The organism is Aliiroseovarius sp. Z3, assembly GCF_029105185.1.
GTDB lineage: Bacteria > Pseudomonadota > Alphaproteobacteria > Rhodobacterales > Rhodobacteraceae > Aliiroseovarius.
In genome coordinates, this window is sequence record NZ_JAFMZK010000001.1 from 95,807 (window position 1) to 107,916 (window position 12,110).

At 60.2% G+C, this 12,110-nt stretch carries 10 protein-coding genes; 5 read left to right on the forward strand and 5 right to left on the reverse strand.

The genetic code is table 11. The features are described 5' to 3' along the window. Positions 1–93: 93 nt before the first annotated feature. On the reverse strand, positions 94–1,110 hold the full coding sequence (hemB, locus tag J3R80_RS00470; protein WP_275391791.1) for a porphobilinogen synthase: 1,017 nt from the start codon (positions 1,108–1,110) through the stop codon (positions 94–96). A gap of 242 nt (positions 1,111–1,352) precedes the next feature. On the opposite strand from hemB, the gene J3R80_RS00475 reads away from it, so the two are divergent. From J3R80_RS00475 to J3R80_RS00485, 3 genes are all read left to right on the forward strand, one after another. Continuing rightward, complete coding sequence (locus tag J3R80_RS00475) at positions 1,353–1,877, forward strand: component of SufBCD complex (RefSeq protein WP_275391792.1); 525 nt, start codon at positions 1,353–1,355, stop codon at positions 1,875–1,877. A gap of 44 nt (positions 1,878–1,921) precedes the next feature. Further along, positions 1,922–5,386 (forward strand): transcription-repair coupling factor, encoded by a 3,465-nt coding sequence (gene mfd / locus J3R80_RS00480; RefSeq protein ID WP_275391793.1) that lies wholly within the window; start codon positions 1,922–1,924, stop codon positions 5,384–5,386. A 66-nt stretch (positions 5,387–5,452) separates the two neighbouring features. Next, positions 5,453–5,737 carry an excalibur calcium-binding domain-containing protein gene (locus J3R80_RS00485; RefSeq protein WP_275391794.1) on the forward strand — a complete coding sequence of 95 codons (285 nt, stop codon included), beginning with the start codon at positions 5,453–5,455 and terminating at the stop codon, positions 5,735–5,737. 17 nt (positions 5,738–5,754) lie between these two features. On the opposite strand, the gene J3R80_RS00490 is transcribed toward J3R80_RS00485, so the two are convergent. Genes J3R80_RS00490 through J3R80_RS00500 form a run of 3 tightly spaced genes read right to left on the reverse strand, consistent with a single transcriptional unit; the run spans position 5,755 to position 9,253 of the window. After that, complete coding sequence (locus J3R80_RS00490) at positions 5,755–6,990, reverse strand: multidrug effflux MFS transporter (protein ID WP_275391795.1); 1,236 nt, start codon at positions 6,988–6,990, stop codon at positions 5,755–5,757. Then, the gene (locus tag J3R80_RS00495; RefSeq protein WP_275391796.1) at positions 6,987–7,649 is read right to left on the reverse strand and encodes a DsbA family oxidoreductase; all 663 of its coding nucleotides are present in this window, start codon (positions 7,647–7,649) and stop codon (positions 6,987–6,989) included. Before J3R80_RS00495 ends, J3R80_RS00490 begins: the two co-directional genes overlap by 4 nt. 59 nt (positions 7,650–7,708) lie before the next feature. Beyond that, the gene (locus tag J3R80_RS00500) at positions 7,709–9,253 is read right to left on the reverse strand and encodes a class I adenylate-forming enzyme family protein (protein WP_275392241.1); all 1,545 of its coding nucleotides are present in this window, start codon (positions 9,251–9,253) and stop codon (positions 7,709–7,711) included. Between the two features lie 79 nt (positions 9,254–9,332). Between J3R80_RS00500 and J3R80_RS00505 the strand changes: the two genes are divergently transcribed. Both J3R80_RS00505 and bla read left to right on the forward strand, forming a co-directional pair. After that, positions 9,333–9,959: an XRE family transcriptional regulator gene (locus J3R80_RS00505; RefSeq protein WP_275391797.1), complete on the forward strand. Its 627-nt coding sequence runs from the start codon at positions 9,333–9,335 to the stop codon at positions 9,957–9,959. 122 nt (positions 9,960–10,081) lie between these two features. Then, positions 10,082–10,966, forward strand: a complete 885-nt coding sequence (bla, locus tag J3R80_RS00510; protein WP_275392242.1) for a class A beta-lactamase — start codon at positions 10,082–10,084, stop codon at positions 10,964–10,966. Between the two features lie 113 nt (positions 10,967–11,079). Here the strand turns inward: bla and arsB are convergent, their stop codons facing one another. Continuing rightward, positions 11,080–12,096, reverse strand: a complete 1,017-nt coding sequence (gene arsB / locus J3R80_RS00515; protein WP_275391798.1) for an ACR3 family arsenite efflux transporter — start codon at positions 12,094–12,096, stop codon at positions 11,080–11,082. Between the last annotated feature and the right edge of the window lie 14 nt (positions 12,097–12,110).

The window sequence follows — 12,110 nt, forward strand, 5'->3', positions numbered from 1 at the left end:
GGGCCCACTTGCCACAAAATATAGCGGCAAGTGATGCGACTGTCACCCGTTAAGCGCAAAAGGTGCGAAAAACGGCCTATGAAGCGCCTTGGATTACAAGCCTTTAAGCAAACGCGCCACACGAGGGGCAAAATAGGTCAGAATGCCGTCACACCCGGCGCGTTTGAAGGCCATCAGGCTTTCGGCCATCACTTTGTCGCCGTCCAGCCAGCCATTGTCAGCCGCAGCCATCAGCATCGCGTATTCACCGGACACCTGATAGGCGAAGGTGGGCACGCCGAATGTGTCTTTGACCCGTTGGCAAATGTCCAGATAAGGCATTCCGGGTTTGACCATGATCATGTCGGCGCCTTCGGCCAGATCGCGTTCGACCAGCCGCATGGCTTCATCCGAGTTTGCCGGGTCCATCTGATAGGTCTTCTTGTCCCCTTTCAGGGCACCGGACGCCCCCACGGCATCGCGAAACGGGCCGTAGAAGGCCGACGCATATTTCGCGGTGTAGCTCATGATCGTTACATTGCGATGGTCTGCGGCCTCAAGCGCGTGGCGTATCGCCCCGACCCGCCCGTCCATCATGTCCGATGGGCCAAGAATATCTGCCCCGGCCTCGGCCTGCGCCATAGCCATTTTCACCAATGCCTCGACCGTCTCGTCATTCAGAATCTCACCGTCAACGACAATCCCGTCATGACCGTTCGAGTTATATGGGTCCAGAGCAACATCCGTCATCACGGCTATCTCGGGCACCGCAGACTTGACGGCGCGTATGGCCCGGTTTGACAGGTTGTCGGGGTTCCACGCTTCCTCGCACGCCTCGGTTTTCAAGGACGGGTCGGTGTTGGGGAAGATGCAGATTGCGGGAATGCCCAGATCGGCGGCCTCGCGGGCGGCCAGAACCAGCCGGTCGATGGATTTGCGGGTGACCCCGGGCATCGAGGGGATGGCTTCCTCGTGATCGTCACCGTCCACGACGAAAAGCGGCCAGATCAGATCATCCACACTTAGCGTGTTTTCCCGCACCAGATTGCGCAACGGGGCGCTGGAGCGGGTGCGCCGCAGACGTGTCATGGGAAACGGGGCGACCGTTGTTGCATGTGGGGCGCGGCTCATATTCGTCTCCTCAGACTGGGGCAGGGCGTGGCAATCCCTATCCGCATTGGCTTCAAACTTCCTGCCATGGGATTGCGCCCATCACAAGTGTGCAATCTGCCGCCATTTGCCGCAAAAGCGGGCTGGCATTGCTGCGTCGCCGCGGCTAGTCTAGCAGAATACAGGACAGGCCCGAGCAGGCATTCGATCCAGATAAGGATCGGACCGCCCGGAATACGGCCCATAAGCAAGGTGAAGTGCACGTGGATTGGTATTCCACCGTATTCGAAATCATAGACATGCGATCGTTCTCGAACCTGTGGTATTGGATCGCGCTTGCCGTGGCCTGGTCGACGGTCAGCCACTGGGTGGTCGGCGTGCCCTTCGATCTGATTCAGAAGGCGGCCCGGCTGGAAGGCGAGGCGCAACAGGATCTTGAGGATCTGGTGCGCATCAACTGCAACCGCGTGTTGTATGTGGCCGGTGTGTCGGGGCTTTGGATTCTTGGCTTTGCCGCAGCCCTGTTTACGTCGATGGCAATTCTGGGTTTCTGGTACAAGGTCGAGTTCGCGCAGGCCGTTTTCCTGCTGCTGTTCCCGATTGCATTGGCTGGCCTTATGTCGCTGAACACCGCAGCGGTGATCCGTGAGCGTGCACTTGAGGGTGAAGGCCTGCGCAAACGGTTGAGCCGTCACCGCGTGCAGACCCAGTTTCTTGGCATGGGCGCGATCTTCGTCACCTCGCTTTGGGGGATGTATCAAAACCTGTCATTGGGTGTTCTGCGCTGACCCTGCGCCCTTGACTCCAGACCTCAGGCCGTTACCTCCCCGTCATGGAAAAATTGCTGCTCTCAGGTGCCCCGGAAGGGTATGACGCCACGTTGATGGTCAGGGAACTGGCGCGCGGGTCTGGCCCGGTTGTGCATGTGGCGCGTGACGACAAACGACTGGCTGCGATGGAGGCGGCATTGGCGTTCTTCGCGCCGGATGTCGCCGTTATTCGGTTTCCGGGCTGGGATTGTCTGCCATTTGATCGCATGTCGCCCAATGCCGCCGTATCTGCCGCGCGCATGGCGACGCTGGCGGGGCTGGCGAACGGTCGGATTTCGGGCAAATTTGTTCTGCTGACCACATTGAACGCTGCCGCTCAGCGGGTGCCGGAACGGGCGTTGTTGAAAGAAACCTCGTTCACCGCGCGGGTGGATCATCAAATCGACGTTGATGCGCTGCGCGCATTTCTGGTGCGCATGGGCTTTTCGCAGGCGCCCACGGTGATGGAGCCGGGGGATTTCGCGATACGCGGTGGCATCATTGACATCTATGCCCCCGGCCACGAAGGCCCGGTGCGGCTGGACCTGTTCGGTGATGTGCTGGACGGTATCCGGCGCTTCGACCCGGTGACGCAGCGCACCACCGACACGCTTAAGTCCATCGAGCTTGCCCCGGTGTCCGAGGTCATTCTGGATGAGGCCGCGATCACCCGGTTCCGCCAGAACTACCGCATCGAGTTTGGCACCGCAGGCTCGGACGACCCACTCTACGAAGCGATCTCGGCGGGGCGCAAGCATCAGGGGAACGAGCATTGGCTGCCGTTCTTCCATGAACGGCTGGAAACGATTTTCGACTATGTGCCCGGCGCATCGGTCATGCTGGACGATCAACTGACCCCCGCGCGGCTGAGCCGTTGGGATGCGATCACCGACCAGTATGAGACCCGTAAGATTGCCATGACCGCCAAAAACCGGATGGACACGGTCTATAAACCCTGTCCGCCGGGTTTGTTGTATCTGGATGACGACGCCTGGGACGTTGCGCTGGCCGATACGCGGGTTATCCAACTGGCCGCTCTTCCTCAGTCAACGGGCGCAGGGGTGCTGGATGGCGGCGGGCGTATTGGGCGCAACTTCTCTCCCGAGCGGCAGCAGGAAAACATAAACCTTTTCAAGTCACTGACGGATCACATCGCGGCGAAAGACGACCATCCCGTGATTGTTGCGTCCTACTCGGAAGGTGCGCGTGAACGGCTTCAGGGGCTGTTATCTGACGAAGGTCTGGTCGCCACAACGCGGATCAACGACTTTCGTGATGTGCCCGACGGCAAGGGCGGCGTTTATCTGACGGTCTGGCCGCTGGAACACGGGTTTGAAGGTCCAGACCTGACCGTGATTTCCGAACAGGACGTTTTGGGCGACCGCCTGATCCGCGCACCCAAGCGCAAACGTCGGGCTGAAAACTTTCTGACCGAGGCACAGGGCCTGTCAGCGGGCGATCTGATTGTCCATGTTGATCACGGCGTGGGCAAATTCACGGGTCTTGAAACCGTGACCGCCATGGGCGCGCCGCATGAATGTCTGGCGTTGGAATATGCGGGTGGGGACCGGCTGTTCCTGCCCGTTGAAAACATTGAACTTCTGTCGAAATTCGGTCAGGACACCGGGCTTCTGGACAAGCTGGGCGGTGGTGCGTGGCAGGCCAAGAAAGCCAAGCTGAAAGAGCGTATTCGCGAGATTGCCGACAAGCTGATCCGTCTGGCCGCCGAACGCGAGCTGCGCAAAGCGCCCGTTCTGGACGCACCCCATCACGCGTGGGAGGAATTTTCGGCCCGTTTTCCGTATCAGGAAACTGACGATCAGCTCAGCGCGATCGAGGATGTGTTGAACGACCTGTCATCGGGGCGGCCCATGGACCGGCTGGTCTGCGGCGATGTGGGTTTCGGCAAGACAGAAGTCGCCATGCGCGCCGCTTTCGTGGCGGCGTTGTCAGGCCAACAGGTGGCCGTCATTGCACCCACCACACTTTTGGCGCGCCAGCATTTCAAAAGCTTTTCAGAGCGGTTCCGGGGCTTCCCGATACAGGTTGGGCAGCTCAGCCGGTTTGTGGGGCAGCGCGAGGCGAAGCTGACGCGCGAAGGTCTGGCGCGCGGCACCGTGGATATTGTCGTCGGCACCCATGCACTTTTGGCAAAAGACGTGCGGTTTCAGAACCTTGGTCTGTTGGTGGTTGACGAAGAACAACGTTTTGGGGTCGGGCACAAAGAGCGGCTGAAAGAAATGCGTTCGGATGTGCATGTGCTGACGCTCAGCGCCACACCCATTCCGCGCACCTTGCAGATGTCTCTGTCCGGTGTGCGCGATCTGTCGATCATCGGGACACCTCCGGTGGACCGCCTGTCGATCCGCACCTATGTGTCCGAGTTCGACAGCGTCACCATTCGCGAGGCTTTGTTGCGCGAACATTATCGCGGCGGGCAAAGTTTCTTTGTCGTGCCGCGTATCAAGGACCTGCCCGAAATCGAGGCATTCCTTGCCGACCACGTTCCAGAAGTCACTTTCGTTGTGGCGCATGGGCAGATGGCGGCGGGCGAGTTGGACCGCCGTATGAACGCCTTTTACGACGGGAAGTATGACGTTCTGCTGGCGACCACGATTGTCGAAAGTGGCATCGATATCCCGACGGCAAACACCATGGTGATCCACCGCGCGGACATGTTCGGTCTGGCGCAGCTTTACCAGATCAGGGGCCGGGTCGGGCGGTCGAAAACCCGCGCCTATGCCTATCTGACGACGAAACCCCGCGTGCCGTTGACGCCGACCGCCGAAAAGCGCCTTCGCGTGCTGGGGTCGCTGGACGCGCTGGGGGCGGGGTTCACGTTGGCCAGTCAGGATCTGGATATTCGCGGCGCGGGTAATCTGGTGGGCGAAGAGCAGTCCGGTCAGATGCGCGAAGTGGGATACGAGCTTTACCAGCAGATGCTGGAAGAGGCGATTGCCAAGATCAAGGCGGGCGAGCTTGAAGGGTTGTCGGATGCTGACAGCACCTGGGCGCCGCAGATCAATCTTGGCGTTCCGGTCTTGATCCCGGACAGTTACGTCCCCGATCTGGATGTGCGCCTTGGGCTATACCGTCGCCTGTCCTCGCTGGCCACCAAGGTCGAGCTTGAGGGGTTTGCCGCCGAACTGATCGACCGCTTCGGCCCACTGCCGAAAGAGGTCAACACCCTGCTTTTGGTCGTGCGCATCAAAGGCATGTGCAAACGGGCTGGCATTGCCAAGCTGGACGGTGGGCCGAAAGGGGCGACGATCCAGTTCCACAATGACAAGTTCGCTTCGCCCGAAGGGTTGGTCGAGTTCATCCACGCCCAGAACGGGCTGGCCAAGGTGCGCGACAACAAGATCGTGGTGCGCCGCGACTGGCGCAAGACCTCGGACAAGATCAAGGGCGCGTTTGCCATTGCGCAGGATCTGGCGATGAAGGTGAAGGACGCAAAACAGAGCAGTAAATCCACGACAAAAGCATAAAATCCGCAATTTGGTGACATTTTCTTGGCGAATGATGATCAGCCAGGGGGCAGGATCGAGGAAGCTATGCGCTTAAAAGGGGTGATTGCAGGTTTGTTTCTTGCCGTCTCGGGCCACGCCGCCTGGGCCAATAGAGTCGTTTATGGAAAGGGTGTAACCTTGGCCGATCAGGTGTTTCAGACCCTGAGGGTCAGTGAAACCTACGATTGCCGCAATGTCAGCTGTAAGCGGCTGCGCAGCTGTGCAGAGGCGTGCTATAAGCTGACCGTATGTGGGCAAACCAAGCGTGACGGGGATGGCGATGGGATCCCGTGCGAGAACCTGTGTTCACGCAAATGCCCACGGCCATAGCAGACCATTTTTGGCGGTCAGCTCATGTTCCCCCGGTCAAGCTGCATCAGCGCCCAGGCCAACGCCGAACAGACCGAGACCCCGATCAACAGAGGGAAGGGCGTGTGGTTGAAGGCCAGCCCGACGGGGGCGGCAATGGCGATGGCGGCCACGGTTGGCACAGCCCCGATGACGGCGGCGGCGGTGCCCGCGACATGGCCCAAGGGCTGAATGGCCAGCGCGTTCAGGTTGCCGAAGCTCAACCCGTTCAGGAAAAACAGCGTCGTCGCCCAGCCACAAAAGAGCCACAGGGCAAACGCGCCTTCAGGCGCGAACCACCACCATGCCAGCAGGGTCAGGGATGCCAGAATGGTTTGCGTGGCAAACCCTGCCAGGGCCAGTCGGCGCATCCCAAGCCGCATCACCAGCTGGGCATTCAGGAAACCCGAGGCTGCGGAAAACACGGTGACCATCGCGAAGTAATAGGGGAAATTGGTTCCGGCCCCCAACACATCGACAAAGATCTGCTGGGCCGAGCTGATGAAGGACATGAGCTGACCGAAGGCCAGAGTTATGATTGCCATGTAAAGCAGCGTCACCCGCGTGCGCAGCACCACCTTGAACGCGGCCAGGGTCGGGCGCGGGGACAGGGGGCGCCGACGCTCTGGCGGCAGGGTTTCGGGTTGGCGCAGGAGAAACCAGGTCAGGATGACTGCGGCCAGCAGGATATATGCCGTAAACATGTGCCGCCAGCCAAAGCCCAGCACGATCCATTGCCCGATCATCGGGGCCACGGCGGGCACGAAGACGAAAAACCCGAAGGCCATCGAATTGACCCGCGCCATTTGCCGCCCTTCATAAAGGTCGCGGGTCATCGCCATGCCGCATGTGCGCGGGCCAGCGGCCCCCAACCCTTGCACGAAGCGCCAGAACAATATGGCCTCTAGCGTTTGCGACCAGAACGCCGCAACGGCCGCCACCATGTAAAGCAGCATCCCCATCGACAGGGAAAACCGTCGCCCCATACTGTCGGACAGGGGGCCAAAGATCAGCTGTCCCGCCCCGGCGCCAATCACGAAGGCGCTGATCAGAAGCTGCGCCTTGTTCACATCGTCGGGCACCAGAAGGCCGCCGATCTCGGGCAGGGCGGGCAGGATCGAGTCGATGGAAAACGCCACCATGGAAAACAGGGCAGCGATCAGAAGGACATATTCGCGAAGCCGCAGCGGCCTTTGCGGCGAAAAAACCGGTGGGGACGCGCGCCGTGTGATCACTGCACAGGGCTTTCAGGGGCGCTGGCTGCCAGTTGCGTGCTCAGGTCGTCGATCACCTGCGTCCACAGATCGGTCGGTTGCGCGCCGGGCACCACATGCTGGTTGGCAAGCACGAAGGTCGGCACCGACTGCACCCCTTTGCGGCGTGCATCCATATCGCGCGCCTGAATGTCATCTGCATCGGCGTCCGAGGCCAGAAGGCGGGCAATAACATCGCCATCCATACCGACGGCCGAGGCGATATTGACCAGCTTCGCCGGGTCGCCAATGTCGATCCCGTCGATAAAATAGGCGCGGAACAGGCGATCGACGACCGCGTTCTGTTTCATCTCGATCCCCGCCCAGTGGATCAGGCGGTGCGCATCCAGCGTATTCGGTGTGCGTTTGATGGCGTCCAGATTGATCTCGACCCCAGACGCTTCGGCTTCGGTCGCCACCGGAAGATAGGCTTTCACCGCCCCTTCCTGTCCGCCGAACTTTCCCTCCAGATAGGCGCGCCGATCCATGCCCTGTTTCGGCATGTCAGGGTTCAATTGGAACGGATGCCACTGCACTTGAAGCGGATGATCGGGCCGTGCTTCAAGCGCACGATCCAGGCGGGACTTGCCGATATAGCACCAAGGGCAGATCGGGTCGGAAAAGATGTCGAGGCGGATCATTGGGGTCTCCCTTGGGCAAAGCTCTACCGGGGATTGTCAGGAATGGGAAGTGTTGCGGATCACAGTTGGGTGAGCTCTCCGGCTTCAAATCGTTCACGAAGTGTGGCGCGCAGCAGCTTGTTGTTGGCACCGCGCGGCAGGGTGTCGAGTGGAATGAACAGCCGGGGGCACTTGTAATGCGCCAGATGCGCGTGGGCGTGGGCCGAAAGCAGGTCTTCCGGGGTCGGCTCGTTCTCAGGCGTATAGAAACAGGCGATGGTGGTCGCGTCGTCTTTCACGGCCACTTCGGCGCAGGCAGCTTCGTGAATGCCGGGATGCAGGGCCATCGCGGCCTCGACCTCGATCGGAGAGACCCGAAAACCGCCGGCGTTCATAATGTCGTCGGACCGGCCTTCGAAGGTGATGGCACTGTCGGCGGCCATGCTGACAGTGTCGCCGGTCAGGAACCAATCAGCCGAAAAGCGATTCTTTGTGTCCTGTTCGGCACCAAGATATCCCAGCATCAGACCCGGATCGCTGCGATGCACTGCCATGATACCGGGTGTGCCGCGTGGCGTGATCTGACCATCGGCGTCCAGCACTGCGATATGGCGTCCGGGTTGTGGATAACCCAGCGTTCCGGTCGGGGCGGGGTGGCTTGGCGCGCCCGAGATGAAGGTCGAGCATTCCGACATGCCATAGGCTTCGTGGATTGGTTTCTGCGTGGCGTCGATCCATCGCGCGCGCGTGACCGCGGGCAGTTTCTCGCCTGCTGACAATCCATGACGCAAGGCGGGCAGGGCGGGCAGGGTCGTGCGCAACATCTGGCGATAAACTCCGGGAGCGGCGGCAAAGATCGTCGCGCCCTCGCGTGCCAGCAAGGGTCCAAGCTGATCGGAGGTGGTGCCTGCCGCTGGAATCAGCGCGGTTGCCCCCACGGACCACGGGTCCATCAACCCGGTGCCCAGCGTATAGGTCCAGTTGAACGCGCCTGCGTGCATCAGCCGATCGTCACGCGTCAGCCCATACCAGCCGTCCCACATCATCCGTCGCGCCCAAATCGCGCGATGGGCATGCACCACGGCCCGCGCCTTCCCCGATGTGCCGGACGTGAAAACGATGTAGCCCGGTCGTTCGGGGTCGCCCATATGAAACGGTGCGGGAGTGTGTTCGGACAGCATGTGCAACGCCCTCACATCCAGAACCGGTGCATCGGTGCCGGACGGCAAGGCAATCTCATTGCCCGCAATGATCATCCTGGGGCTGATCATCGCGGCCATCTTGGTGATCTCGGCCTCGGTCAGTTGAGACGAGGTTGGCACCGGCACCAGCCCGGCTGCAATCGCCCCCAGAAAGGCCAACGGAAAATCAACCGTGTTGCCAAGCCGCAAAAGCACCCGGTCGCCCGGTGTCAGCCCTTGCGCCAGCAGGCCACCGGCCACCCCGCGCACGGCACGATCCAACTGGCCATAGGTCCAATGGGTTTCGCCCGTGCCAACCGGTGTCACAACAGACAAGGCCGTCTTGTCGCCCAGATCCGCCGCATGGGTCAGCACATAGCGCGCCATGTTAAAGGCCTTTGGCGGGGCGGGCAGTGGGGCGGTGGGGCGAAACTCTGACAACATGCGTGAGATGTGCCAATCCCGGCCGGCACTTGCAAGGGCGTGCAGTTGCATCATTCGGGTTTCCGTGTATTGAAAGCGCATGACAACGCCCGAACAACCCAGCCTGATCCGTCTGGCCCGTGAAAACGGGGACGAGTGTCCCGACCCCAGCCCGCTGGACCTCGGCGCGCGGGTGCGCGACCTGCGCAAGTCACGCGGCTGGACGCTGGAGCAGGCGGCGCGGCAGGCCGGGTTGGCCCGCTCGACCCTGTCCAAGATCGAGAACGGTCAGATGTCGCCGACCTATGAGGCGCTGAAAAAGCTGGCGGTCGGGCTTGAAATCTCGGTCCCGCAACTGTTTACCGCCCCCAAAGCGGCGCAAGTATCAGGCCGTATGGCGGTGACCAAAACGGGCGAGGGCGCGGCCTACGCCACCACCACCTATGAGCATGAGTTGCTGGCCGGTGCCCTGACTAAGAAGACCATGCTGCCCTATCGCGCGCGGGTGCGGGCGCGGTCGTTTGACGAGTTCGACGGTTGGGTGCGCCATGATGGCGAGGAATTCCTTTATGTCCTGACCGGCGCCATCCGCCTGATCACCGAGTTCTATGAACCGGTCGAAATGAAGCGCGGCGACAGCGCCTATTACGACGCCTCGATGGGCCACAACGTGATTTCAACCAGTGCCGAGGATGCGACCATCCTGTGGGTGACGTCGCTGGTGTGAGGTTTGGCAAGAGTAGAAGGTCTGCGTTGCGGACAGAGCGCCGTTTCGCTGCGCCTGCGCCAATGACCGCTTTGACCTGTGTAACATTGCTCCCAGCGGCTTATGCTGCCAGAAGTGGCGTCATGTACAAGCTACCAACGCAGATCAGGGTCATTGTAAACGGGATATTTTTCGCATTGTGCCTGCCCATCGGTGCATGCGCGGAACCGATTATCGATGCGGTTCGCAGTATAGAAAGTGATTTGGGGGCTCGCGTTGGTTTCTATATGCACGATACGCAAACTGGGGAGGTGATCGCCTATGCGGCAGAAGATAGATTCCCATTGAACAGTACGTTCAAGCTTCTGGCATGCGGCGCACTTCTTCACCGAGTTGAGATCGGCGAGGCCAGTTTGACAGATACAGTACGATTGCAAGATGTTGAGTTCGTCGAGTACTCGCCAGCGTTAGAAGCCCATAAACAAGCAGGCAATTTGGAAGTCTCTCTAGGCAATGCTTGCGGAATGATGCTGTCCGTGAGCGATAATACCGCTGCAAATATCGTCTTATCGGCACTTGGCGGGCCAGACGCACTGACTGCCTATCTCAGATTAATTGGTGATCAAACAACACGGCTTGACCGACGGGAGACCGAGCTAAACGCGGCTGTTCCGGGCGATCCGCGTGATACGACCAGTCCGCGCGCCATGGCACAATCTGCTGAACACTTGATTTTGGGGAATGCTCTTGCACCGGCTTCACGGGCAACACTGCGTGCTTGGCTTGCGGATCATCGCGTTGCGGATGCGCTGTTTCGTGCTGCGCTTCCCTCCGACTGGACGATAGATGACCGGACTGGTGCCGGCGGTTACGGGTCAAGATCGATTGTAGCCGTGATCTACCCACCAGGAAGACTGCCCGTCGTTGCTTCGCTATTCATAACAGAAACCAAGGCAAGTTTCGCCAGAAGAAACGCTGCGGCGGCCAGAGTTGGCGCAGCAATCGTTGAGCACGTCACACAACAGTAGTCTAATGGACTGCTGACATTCGCGCATATTGCAGCATCCGTCTTTATGGGCTCAAAGCGGACTAACACCTGCATGAGTGGCGCATTTACTTTGAAGCACCTCGAACCGTACCCTCACCCCGGAAACCAATGTCGTGTCCTGTTGGCGAAGGCCACAAGCGACAGCATGACGGGCACCTCGACCAGCACCCCGACCACGGTGGCCAAGGCCGCGCCAGAATTCAGGCCGAAGAGAGAAATGGCGACGGCAACGGCCAGTTCGAAGAAGTTCGATGTGCCAATCATACACGCCGGGGCGGCGATGTTGTGGGGCAGTTTCAAAGCGCGCGCGGTGCCATAGGCGATGGCGAAGATGCCGTAGGTCTGGATCAAGAGCGGAATGGCGATCAGCACGATGGCCAGCGGTTGGGCCAGAATGGTTTGGGCCTGAAAGCCGAACAGAAGCACCACGGTCGCCAGCAGGCCGATCACCGACCACGGTTTCAACCGGGCAAGGAACGCATTCACGCGCGCCTCGCCGGATTGCAACAGGCGATGGCGGGTCCAGACACCGGCAGCAAGAGGCAAGACCACATAAAGCACCACGGACAAAAGCAGCGTTTGCCATGGCACGGTGACCTCACTGATACCCAGCAGAAAGGCTGCAATCGGCGCAAAGGCAAAGATCATGATCACGTCATTCACGCTGACCTGCACCAGCGTATAGGCAGGATCGCCCTTGGTCAGTTGGCTCCAGACAAAGACCATCGCGGTGCAGGGGGCGACGCCCAGCAGGATCATGCCCGCGATGTATTCACTTGCGGTTTCCGGGTCGACAAAATCTGCGAAGATCACGCGAAAGAACAGCCAGCCCAAAGCGGCCATGGTGAAGGGCTTGATCAGCCAGTTGATGACCAGTGTCAGGACCAGGCCCTTCGGCCGTTTGCCGATATCCTTGATCGAGGCGAAATCGACCTGCACCATCATCGGATAGATCATGATCCAGATCAGCACCGCGACCACCAGGTTGACCTTCGCGAACTCGATCCCGGCGATCACCGAAAACAGGTCTGGCGCGACGTTCCCCAACAGCACGCCTGCCAAAATGCACAGCGCCACCCAAAGCGACAGATACCGCTCAAAAAGTCCCATACGGTGATTCCCCG